20 protein-coding genes are annotated in these 22,960 nt (G+C 54.3%); 8 read left to right on the top strand and 12 right to left on the bottom strand.

Features of this window, described 5'->3' with window-relative positions:
• The first annotated feature begins 7 nt into the window (after positions 1–7).
• A complete protein-coding gene (locus ACYVHX_RS10215) occupies positions 8–916 on the top strand; it encodes a helix-turn-helix domain-containing protein (protein ID WP_460671524.1) in 909 nt (302 codons plus the stop codon).
• 139 nt (positions 917–1,055) lie between these two features.
• On the opposite strand, the gene ACYVHX_RS10210 is transcribed toward ACYVHX_RS10215, so the two are convergent.
• The 4 genes from ACYVHX_RS10210 to yaaA form a co-directional block, all read right to left on the bottom strand.
• Positions 1,056–1,541 (bottom strand): GyrI-like domain-containing protein, encoded by a 486-nt coding sequence (locus ACYVHX_RS10210; protein ID WP_460671523.1) that lies wholly within the window; start codon positions 1,539–1,541, stop codon positions 1,056–1,058.
• Between the two features lie 17 nt (positions 1,542–1,558).
• Positions 1,559–2,848 (bottom strand): alpha/beta hydrolase family protein, encoded by a 1,290-nt coding sequence (locus ACYVHX_RS10205; RefSeq protein ID WP_460671522.1) that lies wholly within the window; start codon positions 2,846–2,848, stop codon positions 1,559–1,561.
• A 196-nt stretch (positions 2,849–3,044) separates the two neighbouring features.
• Complete coding sequence (locus ACYVHX_RS10200; protein ID WP_460671521.1) at positions 3,045–3,524, bottom strand: hypothetical protein; 480 nt, start codon at positions 3,522–3,524, stop codon at positions 3,045–3,047.
• Between the two features lie 8 nt (positions 3,525–3,532).
• Positions 3,533–4,066: a peroxide stress protein YaaA gene (gene yaaA, locus ACYVHX_RS10195; RefSeq protein ID WP_460671520.1), complete on the bottom strand. Its 534-nt coding sequence runs from the start codon at positions 4,064–4,066 to the stop codon at positions 3,533–3,535.
• A 213-nt stretch (positions 4,067–4,279) separates the two neighbouring features.
• On the opposite strand from yaaA, the gene ACYVHX_RS10190 reads away from it, so the two are divergent.
• On the top strand, positions 4,280–4,639 hold the full coding sequence (locus ACYVHX_RS10190; RefSeq protein WP_460671519.1) for an ArsC family reductase: 360 nt from the start codon (positions 4,280–4,282) through the stop codon (positions 4,637–4,639).
• Positions 4,640–4,647: 8 nt separating this feature from the next.
• The gene (locus tag ACYVHX_RS10185; RefSeq protein ID WP_460671518.1) at positions 4,648–5,046 is read left to right on the top strand and encodes a group III truncated hemoglobin; all 399 of its coding nucleotides are present in this window, start codon (positions 4,648–4,650) and stop codon (positions 5,044–5,046) included.
• Between the two features lie 47 nt (positions 5,047–5,093).
• On the opposite strand, the gene treZ is transcribed toward ACYVHX_RS10185, so the two are convergent.
• Both treZ and ACYVHX_RS10175 read right to left on the bottom strand, forming a co-directional pair.
• On the bottom strand, positions 5,094–6,950 hold the full coding sequence (treZ, locus tag ACYVHX_RS10180; protein WP_460671517.1) for a malto-oligosyltrehalose trehalohydrolase: 1,857 nt from the start codon (positions 6,948–6,950) through the stop codon (positions 5,094–5,096).
• Positions 6,951–6,960: 10 nt separating this feature from the next.
• The gene (locus ACYVHX_RS10175) at positions 6,961–8,583 is read right to left on the bottom strand and encodes an alpha-amylase family glycosyl hydrolase (RefSeq protein WP_460671516.1); all 1,623 of its coding nucleotides are present in this window, start codon (positions 8,581–8,583) and stop codon (positions 6,961–6,963) included.
• Positions 8,584–8,866: 283 nt separating this feature from the next.
• Here ACYVHX_RS10175 and ACYVHX_RS10170 point away from each other — a divergent pair, with 283 nt between their 5' ends.
• Entirely contained in the window at positions 8,867–9,634 is a 768-nt protein-coding gene (locus tag ACYVHX_RS10170; protein WP_460671515.1) for a ferritin-like domain-containing protein, read from the top strand.
• A gap of 14 nt (positions 9,635–9,648) precedes the next feature.
• Entirely contained in the window at positions 9,649–10,470 is an 822-nt protein-coding gene (locus ACYVHX_RS10165) for a ferritin-like domain-containing protein (RefSeq protein WP_460671514.1), read from the top strand.
• 84 nt (positions 10,471–10,554) lie between these two features.
• Here the strand turns inward: ACYVHX_RS10165 and ACYVHX_RS10160 are convergent, their stop codons facing one another.
• Entirely contained in the window at positions 10,555–11,316 is a 762-nt protein-coding gene (locus ACYVHX_RS10160) for a lipoprotein signal peptidase (RefSeq protein ID WP_460671513.1), read from the bottom strand.
• A 92-nt stretch (positions 11,317–11,408) separates the two neighbouring features.
• Entirely contained in the window at positions 11,409–12,620 is a 1,212-nt protein-coding gene (locus ACYVHX_RS10155) for a proline dehydrogenase family protein (RefSeq protein ID WP_460671512.1), read from the bottom strand.
• Between the two features lie 245 nt (positions 12,621–12,865).
• On the opposite strand from ACYVHX_RS10155, the gene ACYVHX_RS10150 reads away from it, so the two are divergent.
• Positions 12,866–13,969, top strand: coding sequence for a chorismate mutase (locus ACYVHX_RS10150; RefSeq protein WP_460671511.1), 1,104 nt, complete (start codon positions 12,866–12,868; stop codon positions 13,967–13,969).
• Between the two features lie 92 nt (positions 13,970–14,061).
• Here ACYVHX_RS10150 and ACYVHX_RS10145 read toward each other — a convergent pair whose 3' ends face one another.
• The 4 genes from ACYVHX_RS10145 to ACYVHX_RS10130 all read right to left on the bottom strand — a co-directional run bounded on the left by ACYVHX_RS10145 (position 14,062) and on the right by ACYVHX_RS10130 (position 20,904).
• The gene (locus ACYVHX_RS10145; protein ID WP_460671510.1) at positions 14,062–14,967 is read right to left on the bottom strand and encodes a DUF4249 domain-containing protein; all 906 of its coding nucleotides are present in this window, start codon (positions 14,965–14,967) and stop codon (positions 14,062–14,064) included.
• 9 nt (positions 14,968–14,976) lie between these two features.
• Positions 14,977–17,460, bottom strand: a complete 2,484-nt coding sequence (locus ACYVHX_RS10140; protein ID WP_460671509.1) for a TonB-dependent receptor — start codon at positions 17,458–17,460, stop codon at positions 14,977–14,979.
• 97 nt (positions 17,461–17,557) lie between these two features.
• On the bottom strand, positions 17,558–18,472 hold the full coding sequence (locus ACYVHX_RS10135) for a DUF4249 domain-containing protein (protein ID WP_460671508.1): 915 nt from the start codon (positions 18,470–18,472) through the stop codon (positions 17,558–17,560).
• Positions 18,473–18,477: 5 nt separating this feature from the next.
• Positions 18,478–20,904 (bottom strand): TonB-dependent receptor, encoded by a 2,427-nt coding sequence (locus ACYVHX_RS10130; RefSeq protein WP_460671507.1) that lies wholly within the window; start codon positions 20,902–20,904, stop codon positions 18,478–18,480.
• A gap of 263 nt (positions 20,905–21,167) precedes the next feature.
• Between ACYVHX_RS10130 and ACYVHX_RS10125 the strand changes: the two genes are divergently transcribed.
• Both ACYVHX_RS10125 and ACYVHX_RS10120 read left to right on the top strand, forming a co-directional pair.
• On the top strand, positions 21,168–21,839 hold the full coding sequence (locus ACYVHX_RS10125; protein WP_460671506.1) for a carotenoid biosynthesis protein: 672 nt from the start codon (positions 21,168–21,170) through the stop codon (positions 21,837–21,839).
• Between the two features lie 218 nt (positions 21,840–22,057).
• The gene (locus ACYVHX_RS10120) at positions 22,058–22,936 is read left to right on the top strand and encodes a MerR family transcriptional regulator (protein WP_460671505.1); all 879 of its coding nucleotides are present in this window, start codon (positions 22,058–22,060) and stop codon (positions 22,934–22,936) included.
• Positions 22,937–22,960 lie beyond the last annotated feature (24 nt).

Here is a 22,960-nt window from a genome sequence, read left to right as displayed (position 1 = left end):
TGTTCCAATGGCAAATTCAAAACCGTACCGCATACAATCCATCACGGAAATACACCGGTTGATGGGGCTGCCAAAACCGCATCATCCGCTCATCGGCCTCATTGATCTGAAAGGGCTAAAAAATGATCCCAACATCAATTCCGTCCTTTCCGATTTGTACGTTGTGTCGTTAAAAAGGGGGTGCGACAAACTATTTTACGGCCAGCAGAAATACGATTTCGACGAAGGCTTGATGGCGTTCATTGCCCCTGGTCAGGTTTTGCGGGGAGAAGCCAATGGCGTGCCGCACAAGCTCGAAGGCTGGATGCTGTTCATTCATCCCGACTTTTTGTGGAACACGCCCCTCGCCAAAAAAATCAGGCAGTACGAGTACTTCGGGTATGCGGCCAACGAAGCTTTGTTTCTTTCCGACAAGGAAGAAACCCTCATCAACGGCCTCATTGACAACATCAAAAACGAGTACCACGCCAACACCGACAAATTCAGCCAGGATGTGATCATTGCCCAGCTGGAGCTTCTGTTTACGTACGCGCAACGCTTTTACGAGCGGCAATTCATCACCCGCAAAATTACCAACCACAAAATTCTGGATCGCCTGGAAGATGTGCTGGCGCATTATTTCAACCACGCCGATTTAGCGTCCAACGGCTTGCCGACGGTGCGCTACATGGCCGATGCCCTCCATGTGTCCACCAAATACCTGAGCAGTTTACTGAAACAACTCACCGGGCAGACCACGCAGCAGCTCATCCACGAAAAGCTGATTGCAAAAGCCAAAGAAAGACTGTCCACCACCGACCTGTCCGTCAGCGAAATCGCGTATGAATTAGGCTTTGAACATCCCCAATCGTTCAATAAACTGTTTAAGGCCAAGACCCGTCAAAGCCCGCTGGAGTTTCGACAATCGTTCAACTGACCGCCCGGTCACTGGAGCTGTCAGCAGTAAAACCGGCTGATTGGTGTTGATACGTGACGGTTTACGGGGCAATTCAAACCGTCGTTTGCAGTCAGAAACGGGATCTCTGCGCCGGAAATACGGTTTTTGGAGTACGGTTTTAGGGTTTGAATCGAATCGGCACCCAGATTTCCTCCTCCGAATCCGGATCATTGTTTTTGTACTTCTCACCCAGCACTTCAAAGTGCGGGCGGTTGTCTAAAACGTATTCCGAATGGGACAGCCACCCTCCGAAAATGGCTTGAACCGTTTCAGCAAATTCGCCCGAAGCGCCCTGGTAGAGAAAAACCGCATACAAACCGCCGGGTAAAGTAAAAGCCTCCAGTCCGGCCGGAACCGTATTGAAATCAGCGACTTCCACCAGCGCCCATTTTTCAAACTCGGTGGTCGGCGTGAAGTCCGCGGAAGTCAGCGGTTTTTCGTAAACCTGCAACGAGATCAAATCCGCCGTCACCGGGTTGGTAATTTCCTTCCGACGGGGCATAAAACTCCGCCACAGCTCGCCGGTTCGGTCGCTGGCAAACGACATCCGCAACCGCTTACCCACGAATTTCTTTTCGGGCAGGATTTCAGTTCGGGGAATCATAGCTTGCGTCGGCGGACTCACGGTTTGGCGTGCCGCATTTCGAGGCCCACCGACGTGCGGGGTTTGAAGCCCGTCCACGGTTCGGCATCGGAGGTTTCGGGCAGCGTCAGGTAGTTCGCGTAATCCATTCCTTTGAGGTGAATGCCCAGAAAAGCCGTGACAAAATGCTGGTTGATGTTGTTGATCCGGCGCTCATTCCAGGCGGGTTCGGCAAAGTGCATGTAATCCTCGGCAGCCGGACCGGGTTTCAGCGTGGCGGCTGGCGGTGGATTCGGGGCCACGTTGTGCCGGGCATTGACGTAGGTCAGCAAATACCGGTCGGCATTGACGGCGCCGTCGTAAAGGGCTTTGATTCCTTTTTCGTACCCCGACACATCGTCTTTGCTGCCCGCAACAAACAGCGTCGGGAGCCGCAGCCCCGCCAGCCCCTGGGCATCCCACACCCCGCGTTCCATGCCCCAGGGCGCAAACGCCACCACGGCTTTGATGCGCGGGTCCTGCGCGGTTTTGTAGTCGGGAGCGGCCATCGTCCGCGCTTCCAGAGCCGTGCTCCCACCCGTTAATTGGCCGAAAAACTTACCAGCCTGGGCGCTGAATCCCGCGCCCGCGACGTTAAGCACGCCGTAGCCACCCATCGAATACCCGATCAGGGCGGTTTGATCGGCATTGGCGAGTCCGGCCAGAAAGTGGCCGGTTTTTTGGGCACTCAGGCGGGCCAGTTCGTTGAGCACAAACAAGTCGTCGAGCGGGCGGTTGAGCAACGTACTGGGAAAACCGCCCAGGTCGCGGTAAGTCGATTCGGTATGGTCGATGGCCACCACCACGTAGCCTTTGGACGCCAGGTTTTCGGTCAGGTAGGTCAGCAGTAGCCGGGAACCGGGGTAACCGTGCGAAACGATCACCAGCGGATAGGCCCCTCCGCCCGCATCCGGTTCGGCATCGCGCAACGCCCGGCCCCCAAAGGAGAACGGAACCAGCGGACGCTTCGGATCGTTGGCCCGACCCAGCATTTCTTCGTACGTCACCAGTTGGGCTTTCCCCGCCGGAATCCGGGCCGGATACCAGACTTCCACCGTTAGCGGGCGGTCGTAAACCGGACTTTTGCCGTCTTTCGTCCGCAGCACATCCACCTGCGCCGGGTGCGTGAGTTTCAGCGTCCGGACGCCCACGCCGTAGGGTCCACGGGCGGCCAGTTCGGGTGCGTCGGGCAACGGGTCACCGGGCAGAAAGGCATCGGCGGTCTGGGCGTTGGCACCCAAAGCGATGAACAGAAAGAGAAAAAGGAGCTGCGTTTTCAAGGTCAGCATAGCGCGTAGGAAGACGATGGGTCGAATAACGTTCAAATTACAAATTGTGCGGAGTAAACAGGCATCCCGCCCATAAATCCGTACTTTAGCGGCCCGTAAACGCCAGTCAGCATGTATATTCTCTACGCCATACCGAATTGCGATACCGTGAAAAAAGCCCGCACCTGGCTGGCTGAACACGGAGCAGAGAATCAACTTATGGATGTCCTAGCCGGCTATTCATAATAGGATAGTCAAGGTTGTTATTATTTAACAATGAATATATATTGCCCTCTAAATCTCTTGGATTGTCTTCTCCTGCTAAGATGTATTTTATATTGAACTGTTTAATGTCTCGTGTTTGCATGAAATCATCCCAGTATTTTGCTCTGGGTATATCATTATTGACGACATTATTTATTCTTTGAAAAAGGCCTTGCCTTATTACTCTTCCATCTCTGGTTATTCCACCAGCCTTTCCAAAATAATATAATGTATAATCAATGGAATTAAAGGTGAAATGGAGATGATCACCTATAGTAGGATGATGGCCTTCTACAAAAACAAAATATAAGCCAGGAGAATTAGGTACTTCTCTAGTTATATCTCTTAAATGAATGGTAGGAGTTGCGTTGCCTGAAAAAAAAGTGAAAGAACCCGCACTTTCTGCTAATAAATTATGAATGTATGCCTTCATTTTTTAAATTATTGAAGCTCTAATTGAATATTTAACCAATTGCCTTTATGTGAGCCATAGTTGTCTTTCCAATTTATATTCGGTACAGTAGCAATTGGGTTTATTCGGCCAGATACAGCCTTGCGGTAGTTGTTAGATAGGAGATCAATATCAGTCCTATCGAAAAATAGATGGAGTTTTTTCTTTTTGAACCAATAATTATGCACACATTCATTGCTAGAAGGTATTCTTGAATTCATTACCAAGTCATAATATGGAATGAGGTCTGTATGTCTAATCCAGCCAAATAATGCTGATAGTATTTTGACATCAATATTAGGCTTCCCCCAATTTTCTTTAGGTATTTTAGAGTAAATTTTGCTTTGTTTTCCTGAGTATAGTTGCCAAGCGGGTAATGTCCTACTCCAATCTAGTTCAATATTTGTTCTTTTAATAAGCTCATCTCTTTCTAAAGTCAATTCGGAATAAGATAAATTATTGATGTTAGATGGCTGAAATGGGGGTATTTTCTTGCTGCCAGAACAGGTAATCAAGTAAGCCATAGATAATTTTAGATAAAAGTATGTTTTGAGGTTCGTAAAGTTAATTAAAAAGTATAATACGATTTAATTCTTGAATTAATAAATTAAATAGATAATTAATGATATAGCTTTTTTGCGTGGAAGTGGAGAAATGTAGGGATATATTATGTTGATAATATTTTATGATTTATATGGAAAATAGTAAATTTATGGCTAGTTTATTAATTCAAATCCATGTATATTCTCTACGCCATACCGAATTGCGATACCGTCAAAAAAGCCCGCACCTGGCTGGCCGAACACGGGCTTGCGTACCAGTTTCACGATTACAAAAAACAGGGCATCGACCGGCCCACGATTGAGCGCTGGCTAACCCAAAAACCGTGGGACGAACTCGTCAACCGCGCCGGAACGACCTGGAAAAAACTGCCCGATGCCGAAAAACCGGCCGATGCCGAAGCCGCCGTTGCGCTGATGATCGCCAGCCCGTCGGTGATCCGTCGCCCGCTGATCGAAACGGAAGGGAAAATAATTGCGCTCGGCTTTAAACCGGAAGCCTACGAAAATGTGTTCTCTACCCAGAAAATCTCCTGAAATCGGATATGAGTAAACGAACGCTGGATTCGCCGGAAGACATCCGTTTCCTGGTGGATTCCTTTTACGAAAAAGTGCAGGCCGACGACTTCATCGGCCCGGTTTTTACCGACGTCGCCCGGGTCGATTGGGAGAAGCATTTGCCGAAAATGTACGCGTTCTGGGAAAACATCATCCTGGGTAACAACGCCTACCAGGGCCACCCGTTTCGGCCCCACCTGCTCATCAATCAGCAGCACACGCTGACCCTCGACCATTTCGAGCGCTGGCTGAACTTGTTTTCGGAAACCTTGACGGAGCATTTTGAAGGCACGAATGCCGAACTGACCCGTCAGCGGGCCACGCAGATCGCGCTGGTCTGGAACAACAAATTCCAGTACATCAACAACGATTCGTACATGGACTAGGAGGCTGGTCCGGACTTAAACTCCAAACCAGCCCCGAACGGCCTGTCCTAAGCGGGTAGCTTCGATTGGCCGGCGTAAACCGTCACACTGCAAGGCGACAGGCTAAGCCGCTGCCCCGGCGCCGGCTGATCGGGCAGGCGGTTTTTGCCGTCGTCGCCTTTTTCCATCCACTGCCCTTCTTTCGAATCCAGCAGTTTCTGCCAGGACGTTGTCCAGCCGGGCAGCGACCCCTCAATTTCCTCGTCGGACAGGTTGAACAGGGCGACGATGTGATCGTAGCCACCCACGCTTTGCCGGTGTAAAACAAAACCGGACTGCCCCAGCACCGTTACGCGGATGTCGTTCTTTGCAACGTTTTTCAAAGCCGGCTCGGTCCGGCGAAGTTCGATCAGTTTCCGGTGCCATTCCAGCAAAACCCGGTTTTTGCCGGTCGTGCGGGTGTGCCACTGGAGCCTCGATTTGGTAAAACTCGCTTCGTCGAACGGGTCCTGGGAGTCGGCATCGGAACTGAAAGCCGCAAATTCTTTTTTCCGGCCTTCCTGAACGGCCTTGATCAGGTCTTCTTCGGAATGATCCACGAAGTAAAAGAAAGGGGCCTCATCGCCGTATTCTTCGCCCATGAACAGCATCGGCACATACGGCGACAGCAGAATGGCCGCAGCAGCCAGCTTTTGCCGCTCAAAATCAACCAGGTGCGTCAGGCGCTCCCCGCCCACCCGGTTGCCGACCTGATCGTGGTTGATGCTGAAAACAACAAACCGGTCGCCCGGAATGCCGGCCGTTGACGCTCCGAATTTCCGATTCCGGAATGTGGCGTATTCCCCGCTCATCACAAACCCGTCGGTGTAGGCTTTGGCAAGTTGTTCCATCCGGCCAAAATCGCCGTACCGCTCCCGCCCGGCCTCGTCGAGCAGGACGTACAAGGCATGGTGGAAATCGTCGAGCCACTGCGCATCAAACCCGTAGCCGCCCACATCCGGTTTTTTGATGACGCGGGGGTTGTTCAGGTCCGACTCGGCCACCAGGTGCAACGTGCGGCCCAGTTGCTGTTCCAGTTGTTTGACCTTGTGATAAATCAGTTCCCAGATCGGCACGGCCCCCATGTCGAACACTTCGTGGATGGCGTCGAACCGGAGTCCGTCGATGTGGTAGTGTTCAAACCAGAACAAGGCATTGTTTGAGAAAAAATCCCGGACGCCGTCGGCCCAGGGTCCGTCGAAGTTGAGGGCGTTTCCCCAGGGCGTGTGGTATTTATCGGTAAAATACGGGGCAAACTGGTTGAAATAATTGCCTTCCGGCCCCATGTGGTTATATACCACATCCAGAAAAACCGCAATGCCGTGGGCGTGGCAGGCATCAACCAGTTTTTTCAGCCCGTCGGGGCCGCCGTACGAATCCTGCACGGAATACGGATAAACGCCGTCGTATCCCCAGTTGCGCGTGCCGGGAAACTGCGCGATGGGCAGCAGCTCCACGGCGTTGATGCCGGTTTCGGCCAGTTCCTTCAGGCGCGGAATAATCGCTTCAAAGGTGCCTTCGGGCGTGAATGTCCCAACGTGGAGTTCGTACAAAATCAGATCCCGGAAGGGCAGCCCCCGCCAGGTCTGGTCCTGCCAGGCGTAAGCCGCCTGATCGACCACCGCCGAAGGGCCGTGAACGCCCTCGGGCTGAAACTGGGAAGCCGGGTCGCCGTAATCGTTGCCGTCGTCGGGTTTGAAAAAATACCGGGTTCCGGGCTGAACACCGGTCACTTCGGCCTGAAAATAGCCCCATTCCACCCGCTGCATCGGAATTTGCCGGTCGTCCGGCTGAACCAGATGCAGCGTCATTTTTTCTTTTTTCGGCGCCCAAACCGTAAAGACACACCGGCCTTCGCCGGTGTAATTCGCACCAATCGTTTTCATTCTGTATGCATTAATCCAATCGTACAATAATTCCTTCGTCACCCCCCAGGTTGATGGTTTCGCCGACGCGGCTTCCCTCCAGTTCCGGATAAGTAGCCATTTCGACAACGCCCCGCAGGGTTGCGTCTTTCCCTTTAAAATACGCGGGTCGGTGGCTTAAGTTCAGAATAATGAGAAAACGGGAAAAACCGGCCGCCTGGCGGATGAAGGCAATCAGTTGCGTATCGGCATGAACCGGCTGGTAATCACCCACCATCAGCGAGGGTTCCTGTTGCCGCAGGGCGATCAGGCGTTTATGGAAGGAAAGCATCGAATACGGATCGTCTTTCTGCGCCTGCACGTTTTCGCGGTGGAAACTGCCCGCCAGCCGAAGCCAGGGTTTCCCGGTCGTAAAACCGGCATTCGGACCGTTTTCCCACTGCATGGGCGTCCGGGCCGGGTCGCGGCTCAGGTTTTTGTCCGGCATGTTCAGTCCCTGCGGATCCTGCACTTCCTCAAACGGAATCGGCACGTCGCGCATCCCGATTTCGTCGCCGTAATAGATCGTGGGGGTACCGCGCAGGGTCAGCAGCAGCATGGCGGCCACACGCGCCTGTTCCCGCCCGACCCGGCTGGTAATGCGGGGCTGGTCGTGGTTGCCAAGCACCCAGTTGGGCCAGCCTCCGGCGGGCAGAACGCCTTCGTACTGGTCGATGGCGGCCGCAATCGGACGAGCCTCCCAGGGCAGCAGCAGCAACTGGAAATTAAAGGGCAGATGCGCCCCTTTGCCGTCAATGCCGTAGTAGGCCACCAACTGGTGAATCGGCAAATAGATCTCGCCAATCATCAGCCGTTCGTCGTATTCGTCCAGCACGCTGCGCATCTCCAGCACCAGTTCGTGCACTTCGGCCTGATCGGTCGAATAAACCGGCGAAAGCTGTTCGTAGGTCGCCATGTGCGGCTGGTAGTCGGGATTAACGGGATTATCGCGAAGCTGGTTGTCCTTGATCATGTGCCACATCACATCCACCCGAAAACCGTCAACGCCTTTGTTCAGCCAAAACCGCATCACGTCGAACATGGCCTTGCGAACGTCCGGGTTGCGCCAGTTCAGGTCCGGTTGCTCTTTCAGGAAAGCGTGGTAGTAAAATTGACCGGTCGTGTCGTCCCATTCCCAGCCCGTGCCGCCAAAAACGCTGAGCCAGTTGTTGGGGGGCACGCCATCGGGAAGCGCATCCTGCCAGAGGTACCAGTCGCGTTTCGGATTGTCGCGCGACGACCGGGATTCCAGAAACCAGGGGTGCTGATCGGAGGTGTGGTTGGGCACCAGATCCAGAATCAGCTTCATGCCCCGCTTGTGCACCTCCTGCAAGAGCGTGTCGAAATCGTCTACCGAACCAAACAGGGGATGGATGCCCTGATAATCCGAAATGTCGTAGCCATAATCGGCCATGGGCGAGGGATAAATGGGGGAAAGCCAGACCGCCGTCACGCCCAGCCACTGGAGGTGATCGAGCCGTTGCAGGATTCCCGGCAGATCGCCGATGCCGTCGCCGTTGCTGTCCTGATACGATCGCGGATAAATTTGATAAATGACGCCCTCCTGCCACCACAGGTGTTTGTTCCGGTTTTCTTCCTTGTGTCGTAACTCCATCACAATCAGTTTATGTAAACATGAGATTTTCGCTCAAAACCGCCTGCATCAACGCGGTTTTAGAAATAACCCGGAGAAACCGCATTGGGTTGGCAAAACCGCTGAAACCGATTGTATGACCGGTTTTTTGTGCCGGCCGAACCCCCGGTTGCTGCAATCATTCGGGCCATTTTCTCACTTTTTTTACGAACAATCTCTTTTCAACAACCAGTCGAACGGCACCCCGGTTTTTCAGTCGGTCTTCATATCAAGGCTTTAACATGCTTATTAAAACGATGTCCTAATGGAAAAACTTGACAGTTTAACCCAGAAAACCAAAGGAGCCACGGTTCCCGCTATTCCATCGGTCGAACGGCGTATGTTTCTGCGCCATCTCGGGCTGGCTTCGGCTTCCGCGCTGGCCGTTTTGAGCTCATGTGCGAAAGAAGATTTGGTAGCGCCCAAAGACGGTTTGACCCGTTCCGGCGCGCGGATCGGGGCCACCATCCTCCCCGACGGTTCCGTCGATCTGGGCGAAGGCGATATTGCCATTTCCAACATGGCCTACGCGTTGGAGCAACTGGAAGTAGCCTATTATTCCATGGCTTACGAAAAATCGGCGGGCTGGGACGAAATGGACCGCAAGGTGATTCGCGAGTTGCGGGACCACGAGCTGGTGCACCGCGAGCTTTTCAAGGCGCTGCTCGGCCCCTACGCCATTCCGGAGCTGGAGTTCAATTTCAGTATGATTGATTTTAACAACCGGAATGCGGTTTTTGATGCGGCTCAGAAGTTTGAAACCGTCGGTACGGGGGCTTATAATGGTTCGAGTAAGTTTGTCCGGGACCTGGAGCTGATCAAACTGGCCGGCAAAATTGTGTCGGTCGAAGCCCGGCATGCCACGCTGGCGCGGCACATGATCCAGCCGGACTCCAAGTTTGCGATTGGCCACGAAATGATTGATGCGAACGGGCTGGATGTGGCTTATTTCCCCGAAGAAGTGCTGATGAAAGCCCAGCCGTTTATCAAGCAGAAAATCAGTGGAAAAAATTTGCCAGCCCCCATTATGTAAACCAACTCAACTGTATGAACTTATTCACTATTCTCTCCGACATTGAAAAAATCGATTCCGAGGCCGAAGTTCGTCTTGCCTTTAGCCGCCGGAAAATGCTCAAAACCACATCCGTAGCCGCAGCCGCGACGCCCCTCTTTGTGGCGTCGGTGATCAACAAGGCGTACGCCGACAACGGCGAGATTGTTGAGGTGCTGAATTTTGCGCTGCTGCTGGAATACCTCGAAGCCAAGTTTTACGAAAAAGGCGTGATGTCCAGCCTGCCTTTTGGCACTAAAAAAGGGCTTTTCGAGGAGATCGGTAAACACGAAAAAGAGCACGTTGCTTTCCTAAAAACCGCCATCGGCTCCCTGGGCGGCCAGCCCATCGGCGAACCCGAATTCGATTTCACGGCGGGCGGTACGTTTCCGGACCCCTTCAGCAACATGGACGTTTTTCTGACCTTGTCGCAGGCTTTTGAAGATACGGGCGTACGGGCTTACAAAGGACAGGCTCCCAAACTGGCCAGCAACCGCGATATTCTGCTGGCTGCGCTGAAAATTCACTCGACGGAAGCCCGTCACGCGGCCGAAATTCACCTGGTCCGGAAGTTGCGGGTGTGGGCGTCGGAACAGGAAACCGGGGGCGTTCCGGCCGCGGTTTACATGGGCGAAAACAACATTCACCACCACGACAGCGTCGATCTGATTTCGCTCACGTATAAAAAACTGCTCGAAATGCAGGGAGGTAGCCAGATGCCGGCCGAAAAAATCGTCCGGGAATCGTTTGATGAACCGCTGACCAAAGAGCAGGTAACGGCCATCGCGGGTCCGTTTATCAAGAAAATGATGCCCTGATTACCTTTTCACTGAAAAAGCCTTTCGGGTCGATTTCCGTCGATTCCGAAAGGCTTTTGTGCTGGCGGGCCACCTCCCCCGTTGTTAGTCGTCCGACGACGTCCGGGGGCGCGGTTGGGTGACCTGCGGGTCTTCATCGGTCGAAACCGGGTCGGGATCTTTATCCGCTGAATCCGTGGGCGTGCTGTCATCAAATTCGCTGGCGGGCAACACCGAAGCCGTGTCGGGCGAGGGATCGTCGGGCAAAAAACCGTCTTCGTCGCTCTGCTCACGGAAAAACCGGCGCTGAAAAAACAGGATGATGCAGACGCCGACGAAGATACAGGAATCGGCGATGTTAAAAATGGGCGTTGAATAATACTGCCCCCCCCAGAGCGGCACCCAGTCGGGCAGGAAGCCTTCCCAGACATCCACAAAAATCATATCAATCACCTGGCCGTGAAACCAGGGCGTGGCTGATCCGTAAGGTGCATTGTCCAGAAAAACGCCGTAGAACGTGCTGTCGATGACGTTGCCGACGGCGCCGGCCAGAATCATCGCCATTGCCCACAGCAGGCCGTTGGGAGCACCCCGGTGCGCCAGATGAACCAGGTACCAGCCAATGCCGGCCATCGCCACCAGTCGAAACAGGCTGAGCAGCAGTTTGCCGTATTCGTGGCCCAGTTGCATCCCGAACGCCATGCCCGGGTTCAGCACGTAATGCAGTTTAAGCCAGTCGCCCACCACGCGGATCTGCCCGGCAAAACCGGGTTCCATATTGAAATGCACCAGCAGCTTTACCGCCTGATCCAGCGCAATCAACAGCATACTCAACAAGAAGAACTTCAGCGGACTTTTCTTTACCATAACTTATAACGTAAATCACCCGGTTGGTCAGACGTGGTCGGTGGCCAGCCGGGTGACGGTTTTTGGAGGGAAAGCCCCCAGAATCGGTCGATCTACTTAGTTTGACAGCTTTTCCGACGCTGTAGTTCTTTCTTCACCAGCAAATATTCCCGGCTGCTCTGCCCGGCAATCGACTTGTTTTCGGCGGCCCGGCGGAACAGATACGGCATCACGGCTTCAACGGGCCCGTACGGCACGTATTTGGCCACGTTATAGCCCGCATACGCCAGATTGTAGGAAATGTTGTCGCTCATACCCAGCAGCTGCGCAAACCAGATGTGCGCATCGCCCGGCGCAATGCGGAGTTCCTGCATCCGGTTGATGCAATACTGGCAGCTGTATTCGTTGTGCGTTCCCAGGCAAATCGAAACCGTGTCCCGGTTAATCAGACAGAATTCGATGGATTCGTTGAAATCGCGGTCGGTTTCGGCCTTGGTATGGTGAATGGGATCGAGGTATTCGCCCTCGTGCGCCCGGATGCGCTCTTTTTCGATGTAGGCGCCCCGGACCAGCTTGGCGCCCAGCAAATACCCGTGGGCGCGGGCCGTGGCAATGCTTTTCTTCAGATTATCAAAGCTGTCGGACCGGTACAACTGGTAAGTATTATAGACAATGCACTGCTGGTGGTTGTAGCGATCCATCATCTCGTACGCGAGTTTATCGATCGTGTCCTGAATCCAGCTTTCTTCCGCATCAATAAAAATCCGGACACTGCGTTCGCTGGCGCGCCGGCAAAGCGTGTCCACCCGCTGGCGAACGCGCTCGAAGGCTTCCTGTTCTTCGGCAGTCAACGGCTCCCCGGACTGGGCTTTTTCCAGCAGGTCGGTGGAGGCAATTCCGGTAATTTTGAAAACGGAAAATGGAATGTCGGACGATTCGCTGGCCCGCTCGATGGTTCGTAAAATTTCGAGAACGGTTTCATCAAAACTCCCTTCGCTGTCTTCCCCCTCAACGGAATAATCCAAAATTGTTCCAACGTGGCCGCTGTGCAGTTTCTGGATGGTTTTCTCGCAATCACGAATGGTTTCGCCCCCGCAGAACTGCTCGAAAATCGTGCTCTTAATGAGTTTTTTTACAGGAAGTTGGAGCTTGAATGCCAGTTTGATAAAAAAAGTGCCTAAATTTACCAGCCAACCCCGATTCATCAACGCAAATAACCAGTACGTTCTGAGAAGTTTCCCGTTGGACTGGGAAGAGAAGGCAATCGACGTGTCTTCAAACGAGACGGACTTGGTTGTTGTGGCCCGTTGAACGATCGTTGGCATAGAAGATGGACTTCGGTTTGACATAATTACTGTCTGATGCACCAACTTGTGATCCGAAAGTTAAAACTTGTTTCCGGTAATCCTAACACTGCTTCGTAAACTTGTTTTAACCTCGTTTTGTTGTCAGCGCAAAAGGGATGCAAAGTTAACTTAAAATCAGGTGTATCTACAGCGAATATACTAAAAAAATTTAATTAAAGTTCCGGATCGAGTAATCGCAGTAATCACAAGAATAGAGTACCAGTATGAAGCCAAGTTTAGAAGTCCTGCCCCTGAACAGCTGGGTGGAGACGAACGGAAAACCGCTCATTATTTCGGGCCCGTGCAGCGCCGAAACCGAAGAGCAATTAGTGGAAACCGCCCGCCAGTTGAGCCAGTTAGGAGCGGTTCATGTCATTCGCGCCGGTGTATGGAAACCCCGGACGCGCCCCGGCAGCTTTGAAGGCATGGGAAAAGCGGCTCTGCCGTGGATTCAGCGCGCCAAAGCCGAAACCGGTCTGCCGTTTGCCGTGGAAGTAGCCACCCCCGAACACATTGAGCTGGCCCTCAAATATGGCGTCGATATTCTGTGGGTAGGCGCCCGCACGACGGTGAACCCGTTCAATGTGCAGGAAATCGCCGACGCCCTGCGCGGTGTCGATGTGCCGGTTTTGGTTAAAAACCCGGTTAACCCCGATCTGGCCCTCTGGATTGGTGCGTTTGAGCGGATTGCGGGGGCTGGTATCACCAAACTGGGTGCTATCCACCGCGGCTTTTCAACCGGCGAGGCTTCCAAATACCGGAACGTTCCGCTGTGGCAAATGGCCATCGAACTGAAATCGACCTTCCCGAATCTGCCCATCATCGGCGACCCGAGTCACATGGCCGGCAAGCGGGCTTATTTGCAGGAACTGGCGCAGATGCAGATGGATCTGAACTACGACGGTTTGATCGTGGAATCACACATCGATCCGGACAACGCCTGGAGCGACGCGGCTCAGCAATTGACGCCGGCGGCCTTTGGCGAAATGCTGGAACACCTGCACATCCGGAAAGTGGATTCGCAAAACATCGAATTCCAGGGTGCGATGGAGCAGATCCGGACTAAAATTGACAACGTAGACCGGCAACTGGTTGAAATGCTGGCCGCCCGGATGTCGCTGGTGGAAAAACTGGCGGAATACAAACGCGAAAACAACGTAACGATCTTCCAGCCCGACCGCTGGAAAGAAGTACACGAAACCCGCGCGAAGCAGGGCCAGAAAATGGGCCTGTATCCGGAACTGGTGGAAGAAATCTTCAAGATTATCCACATGGAATCCATCCGGAAGCAAACGGAAGTGATGAACAGCAACGAGCAGAGTGCTTAAATAGAAGAAAAAGAATATAGGAGAAAAGGGAGGAAGGATGTCAGGCGACGCTTTCCTCCCTTTTCTTTTGCCGCCTTTTTCCCGTCCTCCCTTTATTCCTTCACCTCCAGTATCGACCGGCTGTAGGCTCCAAAACACCCCAGACCGCCCGAAATATTGGTCGGGATCGGTACGGGTTCGGCAAACGGATTGCTGTCGGTCTGGCGCTGCTGTTCCAGTGCCCGGTGATACCGGTAAAAGTCGCTGTTCAGGTGCAGCAGGGAAGCTGTCAGCACAAACGGTTTTTTGAAAGCCGCCGAAAAAAAGAATTGATCGGTTGCCAGGGGCGGCCCGATGTAGCCCGGCCCCGAAAGCATGGCGACCCCGTTCTGCTGCTGATCCGTGTAAAATGCCCGCGCACCCTCAGCACTGACGAATTGCACCGCTTTCCGAACGCTTGTTTCGGTCGTACAGGTGGGGCAGCGGTACCGGAAAATCCCTTCGGCCTGGTAATAATCGCTTTCGGTGGGCGGATCGGTCCAGAAAAACCGGGTAAAAAACCGCTTCCGCCGACCTTCATTTTCCAGCACAACCGCCGAATCCAGTTCGACCCGCTGCAATTCGACAGCCGCCGGAACCGTCGTGCGGGCCTCTACCCGCTGCCCGTCCGGCGTTTGAACGGTTAACTGATACGTTTCACCCGCCCGGATCGGAAACTCGTCCGGCGAAGCCCGGTAATACCGCAGCCGGTTGTGATACCGCAACACCACCCGGCCTGAGCCGGTTTGCAGCGAGACCGTCGCGTTGGTGATCTCCAGATTAATCACGGTTTCATCGTCCAGAACCGGGCGCGACCGGGCTACTTTAGCGGCCAGAACCGTGTCCTGGGGCGAAATAAAACAGGCGACGATCAGCTTGACCGGTTGATCGGCCACCTGCTGCGGCTCTACTTCCTGCCGCAGGTTCTGACAGGCCATCAGACCACCCAGAACCCCCAAAATCCACCTGCCTGTTTTCATACCAGTGGTTTAGAATGAAATTTTATACCCAACCGACGGAACCGCGGGAAACAGCGAATACTTGTACAGCACACTTTTGGAATGCTTGCCAACGCCCTGTTCCTTGCCTTCGAGTGCGTAGTAAAACGGGTTACGGCGGTTGTACACGTTGTAAAGGCCCACTTCCCAGGTGCGGGCGGTGCGTTTCCGTTGTCTGCGAAACTGCCAGCCAATGTCCAGCCGGTGGTAAGCTTCCGCCCGAAAACGGTTTCGGCCGCCGTATTCCGTGCTGTTGGGTGCCCGACCGAACAATTGCTCGTGAACGTTACCGGAACCCACGGCGGACGTTGGGCGGTTTTCGTAGCCGGAAAACCGGGCCACCGGCAGCGTCAGCGCCTGCCCCGTTCCGTAGACCCAGGTCCAGGAAACCGTCATGCCCGGTTTGAGCTCATACACCCCCACCACCGACGCATCGTGCCGCCGGTCGTAGCGCGGATAAAACCGCTGTCCGCCGTTCAGTTTCGGAAATTGCCACCAGGTCCAGGCGAGTGTGTAACCCAGCCAGCCGGACAGCCGCCCGGTTTTCTTCTGCACCAGCAGTTCGGCCCCGTACGACCAGCCCCGACCGAACGTGATGTTTTTCTCCCACAACTGAGCCTCCACCGGCTTGGCGGGTTCGGCGCTCAGAAAGCTGGTTCCTTCGGCGTAGCTGAGGGTGTTTGTGAGGGTTTTGTAATACCCTTCCAGCGTTACGGCCAGGTTTCGGGCCGGTTTATCGTGCCTGAATTCTCTGGCCAGTCCAACGGCCAGTTGCTGAGCCTGTTGCGGCCGAATCCGGTTGGTCGTCGGAATCCACAAATCGGCGGGCAGTCCCAGGCCGTTGTTCGACAACAGGTGCACGTACTGATTCATCAGCGCGTACGACAGCTTCAGCGAAAAGTCCGGGGCCAGTTGATAGGCCGCCGACAGCCGGGGTTCGGGCCGCACGTACTGAATGGGCCGCCCGTTGCGCGGCACGACGTATTCGGGCGGCCCCGCCGGTTTTCCACCAAACGGCAGGTGGCCGGATTGCAGCAACAGGAAATGACTGAGCCGAAAACCGGCATTCAGCCGCCAGCGGGTGGCGGGTTGCCAGGTATCTTCGGCATACAGACCGGTTTCCAGCGCATCAATAAAAAACCGGGCCGTGGGGTTTGGATCGACGGCACCTGTGGTGACCAGCGCGCCGGGCGTGAAGCGGTGGTGGGTGCTTTGCAAACCAACCCGCCACTGGTGATGCCCCTGCTCCATGTCCAGCGCGTAGCTGAGCCCCAGATCCCGGATGCCGGAATGATACCGCAGGGCGTAACGCAAAAGGCTTGTGTCGCGCACACTGACGCTTTCGTTGGCAACCTGTAAGGTATACTGGCTGTAGAGCAGCGACAGATTGGCAAACCCCCGATCGGAAAGGCGGTGGTGCCAGTGCAGCGTACCGGCCGTGTTCTGCCAGTTCAGCGTTCCCTGCAACGGACTGTGGCCGGTACGCTGGCGGTTCTGAAAGGCATCCCGGCTCCGAAAACCGCTCACCACCAGTTTGTCGGCCGGTCCTGGCGTATACGTCAGCCGGGCGTTCAGGTCGTAAAAATACGTTTGGGTCTGGACCGCATCCGGCCGACTGGCGCGCGTAAACGGGCGGCTGACCAGATCGATGTACGTCCGGCGACCCGCCACCAGAAAAGAAACCGGGCGCCTGGACTGCTTTTTACCGAGCGGCCCTTCCAGCAGCAGCCGCGACGACACCAGCCCCAGACTGGCGTCGCCGGAAAACGTTTCGGCATTGCCTTCTTTGGTCGTTACGGCAATCACCGACGACAGCCGACCGCCAAACCGCGCCGGAAAACCGCCTTTGGTCAATTCAACCTGCCGGACAGTGCTGCCGTTAAACGCGGAGAAAAAGCCCAGCAAATGCCCGGAATTGTAGATCACGGCCCCGTCGAGCAACATCAGATTCTGGTCGGGCCCGCCCCCGCGCACGTAAATACCGGTACTGCCTTCGGAGCCTTTCTGCACCCCCGGCAGCAGTTGCAGCGCCTTCAGAACGTCTTTCTCCCCCAGAAAAGCCGGTATTTTATCGAGCTGAGCGGCCGAGAGTTGAATCTGACTCATGGCCAGGGTGCGGCTTACGGTTTTTTCGTCCCCGCCCGGTCGAACGGTCAACTCTTCCAGCATTTGTCCGGCGGAGAGATAAACCCGAATCGGCGGGCGATTTTGAGCGGAAAAGCTTCGTCGAACGGTTTGGTAGCCCACGAAGGAAAAAACCAGCGTCAGACTGTCCGGCCGGGTCAGCGTCAGGGCGAAAAAACCGTTCGGGTCGGTGGTGGTGCCGGCGGTTTTGTCGGGCGTGTACACACTGACGCCGGGGAGTGCTCTGCTGCTGCCTTCTTCGTAGACAAATCCGCTTACGGTGTACGGATTCTGCCCCCAGCCCGTAAAACTGGAAAGCACCAGGCCCAGTACCGCAACCAGCCGTTTCATCCGACAGATAATGAATGGAGAATAAGGTACTCAAGATACGATTTATCAGACAAAATCGATTGCGTGATTTTTTAAGGCGTCGGAATGACAAAACCGCTTATTTCATGGTAAACGTTATTGTTGAGCGGTTCGACGCGCCGAAGCAGCCCAGCCCCCCTACGATGTTGGTCGGAATGAGCACCGGTTCGGCAAAAGGATTTTGCCCGGCTTCGCTCTGGCGCAGGACAGCTTCGTGGTAGCGGTAATAATTGGCGTCAATCTGGAGCAGATCGACGGTGCAGCTGGCGTGCTGAAGTGCGGCCAGCGGAACGGAATAACTCAGAAAACCGCGCGACGAACTTAGCAACTCGCCATCGTGCAGCCGGTCGTCCGTCAGGTCGCCGGTATCGTTGTTCCGCCGGAAATCAATCAGGCTGCTCTGCCAGCTCGGCTCCGGCGCGTTGGGGTAATCCGGTTTCAGGAACAAATACTGGTAGGTTCCGGCCAGCCGGTAAAAATTTTCTTCGCCAGCGGGGTCGGTCCAGGTGGCCCGGACAAAATACTCCCGTCCCGAATACCCGTTCCGAAACGTCGCAATGGAGTCCATCAGCACTTCTTTCGGAACAACCGCCCGCGGAACCGTACACTGCGCTTCGACGTTTCGCCCATCGGGGATTTGCACCGTCAGGGTATACCGCTGCCCGGCGACGATCGGAAACGCCTTCGGATCGGCGCCGTAATAATACTGACCGGCATACGCCCCGTTTCGGCGCCCAAGCACCACGGAGCGCTGGCCGTCGGAAAGCGTAATGGTGGCGTTATCCACCCGTTTGTCAAACCAGGCATTTTCGCCCAAAACCGGTTTCGACAACGCAACCTCCGCCGTCAGCAGCGTGTCCTGGGGCGAGATAAAACAGGCCACCACCAGTTTTTCGGCTTCCGCATTGATCAGCGCGGGGTCCACTTCCTGCCGCAGACTCTCACAGGCGGTAAGGCCGCACAAAATACCCAAAGCCGCTATGTATTTTTTCATCGGTTTCAGAACTTGAAGTTGTAACTGATCGACGGCACAATCGGAAAAACCGAATACCGGTACAGCACGGTTTTGGTCGGTTGCCCCTGCCCCTGCTCTTTGACGCCCAATCCGTAGAAAAACGGGTTTCGCCGGTTGTAGAGGTTGTAGACACTAAACTCCCAGGTGCGCTCGTGGTACTTTTTCTTTTTATGCACCTGAACGCTGAGGTCCATGCGGTGGTAGGGCTCGGCCCGAAAGCTGTTTTTCTGGGTTCCGTAGTCATCCACCTGCCGGCCATAATTCAGATAGGGCGCTCCCCAGTTGCCGTAATAAGGGTCGTAAATAGGCTGATGGGTGGGCGCCTGGTATTCACTTCGGGGCACTGTCAGGGCCTGGCCGGTGCCGTAGACCCAGGTGCCCGACAGCGTGATGCGCGGACTCAGTTCGTAAATCCCGACCACCGAAATGTCATGCCGCCGGTCGTAACGCGGAAAAAACTTCCGGCCGAAATTCAGCTCCGGAAACTGCCACTGCGTCCACGACAGCGTGTAGCCGGTCCAGCCCGTTAACCGTCCGAGCTTTTTCTGCAACAGAAACTCCGCGCCGTACGACCAGCCTTTGCCCGCCGTCACGTTGTCTTCCCACCGGACTTTTTCGGCGGAGGTCGGATCGTTCAGCAACAAGAAACTGGCCCCTTCGCGGTAGTTGATGATGTTCTTCATCGTTTTGTAATACCCTTCAACCGTCAGCGTCAGGTCCCGGGTGGCACCTTTGTCGGCGAAATCCTTGGCGATGCCCACGGCAACCTGCTGCGACTGTTGCGGTTTGACCTGATCGGTGGTGGGCACCCACAAATCCGTCGGCAAACCGATGCCGGTGTTCGACAGCAAATGCACGTACTGGTTCATCAGCGCATACGACGCCTTGACCGACAGCGACGGCTTCAGAATGTAAGCCGCCGAAAGGCGCGGTTCGGGCCGGAAATAATTCGTCTGCTTCTGCACAAAATGACTCAGCCGAAGCCCGCCGTTGATGCGCCAGTGAGGGGTAGGCCGCCAGTTGTCTTCGGCGTATAAACCGGATTCGAGCACGTCGATGGCGTCGATTTCCTGTTTGAACTGGTTGATATCGGTGTTTTTCAGCACTACGGCGCTGGGCGTAAACCGGTGAAACGTGCTTTGCACCCCAAACCGCAGGGAGTGCTCCGGCGACGGGTAAAAATCAACATCGTGTTTGATGGAGAAGTCCCGGATGCCCGAACTGTAGCGCAGCGAAAACGCTTCTTCCTCCTGAAAGTTCATCTCGTCGGAGGCAATCTGAAATTTGTAATTGCTGAAAATCAGGGAGGTATTGGAAAAGGCTTTTTTCGAAATCAGGTGATTCCAGCGCAGCGTCGCCGTTGCGTTTCCCCAGTTGAGGCCAATATTCAAGCCATCTTTCCGGTCGTTGGCGTAAAACCGGTCCTGCCCGAAATAACCGCTCAGATACAGCTTGTTGGCAGGGCCCCAATCGTAGTTGGCCTTGGCGTTCAGGTCGTAAAAATAATACCCCGCCACCGTCTGCCCCTCGGTCTGCTGCTTGATGATGGGCCGGGCCACCACATCCAGGTACGTCCGACGCGCCGACACCAGAAACGACGACGAACCCGACCCCGACTTCTTTTTGGTCAGCGGCCCCTCCAGCGTCAGCCGAGAGGCTATCAGACCCACCCCCCCCTCCCCGTGGAGCTTCTCCTTGTTGCCTTCCTTCAGGTTCATCTCGATCACCGACGACAGCCGGCCCCCAAACCGGGCCGGAAAACCGCCCTTGATCAGCTCTACACTCTTGAGCGCATCGCCGTTGAAGACCGAAAAGAAGCCGAACAGATGGTTGGCGTTGTAGACGACGGCATCGTCCAGAATGATCAGGTTCTGGTCGGGCCCGCCCCCACGCACGTAGATGCCGGTGCTGCCTTCGGAGCCTTTCTGCACGCCGGGCATGAGCTGGAGCACTTTCAGCACGTCTTTCTCCCCCAGAAAAGCCGGTATTTTCTTGATCTGGTTGATCGGTATGTCGATGGTGCTCATCCGGGCGCTTTCGCTTGCTTTTTCTTCACCGGTTTGGCGACCCGTGACGGTTACTTCCGTGAGCAGCCGGCCGGGCGTGAGCTGAACCGTCAACTCGGTATTCCGCCGAAACGACACGGTTTGTTGGACGGCCTGGTAGCCCACGAAGGAGAAGGCAAGAGTGAGGCTATCCTGGGCCGGCAGCGTCAGCGAGTAAAAGCCGTAGGTGTTGGTAGTGGTGCCGGTGGTGGTGCCGGGCCGGTAGACATTGACGCCGATCAGGGCTTCCTGGCTGCCGCTTTCCCGCACATAACCGCTGATGGTAAAGCGGTTTGCCGGGGTTTGCGCCGTGACCAGGCCGGTAAAAAGCAACAGAATTGCCAGAGACAGTAGCGGATGTTTCATGGTAAGGCGGATCGGATGCACTTCGCTTGCTATACGTTGAAGGAGCCAAAAAAGTGTGGAAAAGTTGGAAATTAACCGATTTTATGAAACCGGTCCTGAACGGAGGAACCCGCGTGCTACCCTTCCGTTCCCGCGAAAGGGTGGTGGTTTATCGGAGAATTAGGTCTATTTTTAATCCGTCGACACCAACAGATAAACAACCACGTCGTGGACAGGCTTATTTTCACTGAGTTATCTGCGATCTGGTTCTATACAACCCATCCATGCTACCCAATACGTTTGATCGTATCCCCGACCGGTTTTACCGCCCCATCCAAATTATCCTGATTCTGGCCTACATCGCCGGGGTTATTGGTTTGCAGGTTCCGGAACTGGCCCCGCTTTTCCGTAAGCTGGTGCCGTTCAATCTGCTGGGTTCACTGCTGCTATTGCTGCTGTTTCATACCGACTGGAAACCGTCTTTTCTGTTTTACTGCGGGCTGGCCGCGATTTTCGGCTTTCTGATCGAAGTGCTGGGGGTTCATACCGGTTTTGTGTTTGGTAATTACCGGTACGGCGAAACGCTGGGCTGGAAGCTCTGGGAGGTGCCGGTTATTATCGGCGTCAACTGGCTGATGCTAACGTATTGCTGCGGGGTGCTCTGCGACCGGTTTTCGATGCCGGTTTACCTGAAAACCATCGTCGCTGCCTCGCTGATGGTATTGCTGGATTTTCTGATCGAACCGGTGGCGGTCCGGCTGGATTTCTGGACCTGGCTGGATGCCGCTATTCCGATCCGAAATTACCTGGGCTGGTGGATAGTCTCCCTCATTATTCTGGCGATCTGGTACGGTTTGCCGTTCCGGAAGCAAAACCGCCTGGCCCTGCTGCTGCTGTTGCTCCAGTTTTTATTTTTTGTCGTCAATAATCTGATACTTTCCTTCACTAATCCATAACATTTTGAATAGACGCACAGTTGTAGTGCTTTGAAAAGTGTAGGATTAATACCTGATTATTACAATTTTAGACTTTTCCTGCCGGAAAAAGTCGTGCTATACCCTACCGTTCCATAACTTGTTCCCGATCCATTAATTATTTAAATTGTAACGGTTGTTGGTATACGTTGATTTGATTACCTGAACTTTATTCGGAACGCCAGTCATTAACAATTCTCATGAGTAACTACTCGATCAGAGATTTGGAGCAACTTTCCGGAATCAAAGCCCACACGCTGCGAATCTGGGAACAACGCTATAATATCATCTCACCCAAACGAACCGATACCAATATCCGGACGTACGACGATGTCGATTTGAAATTAGTGCTGAACATTTCGTTGCTGAAAGACCACGGTTTTAAAATTTCGGAGATTTCCCGAATGTCGCTGGGCGAAATGTCGCAGGAAGTTATTACTATTTCCGACCGCAAACTCAACTATCCGGACCAGATTCATGCGCTGACCCTTTCGATGGTGGATCTGGATGAAGAACGCTTCGAAAAAATCATCAGCACCAATATTTTGCAGTTTGGTTTCGAGAACACGATGAATCACATCATCTATCCGTTTCTGAGCCGCATCGGTACGCTCTGGGTGACGGGGTCCATTGGTCCGGCCCAGGAGCATTTTATGTCGAACCTGATTCGCCAGAAAATCATCGTTGCCATTGACGGTCAGGTGACCAAGCAACACGCCACGTCCAAAACATACGTCCTGTTTCTGCCGGAAGGTGAACTCCACGAGATCGGGCTGCTGTTTGCAAATTACGTGATCCGGGCGCGGCAAAACCGGGTTATTTACCTGGGCCAGAGCCTGCCCATGCGCGAACTGGAATACGTCTGTGACCTGCATAAACCGGATTACCTGTTTACGTCCATCACCTCCTCGCCCAGCAACCACGAAGTACAGCCGTACGTGAACAAATTAGCCAGCAGTTTTCCCGACACGCAATTGCTGCTAACGGGCTATCAGGTTGTGGGCCAGGATATCGACCTGCCTGACAATGCCATGATCATTAACACATCCGACGATCTGGTGCGGATTGCCAGTATGTAAAAACGGGCGGTTTCGAAAAACCGC

Source organism: Larkinella ripae (genome assembly GCF_054780775.1).
The sequence above is the reverse complement of the archived record's forward strand: the minus strand, read 5'-3'. Positions and strand labels throughout refer to the sequence as shown.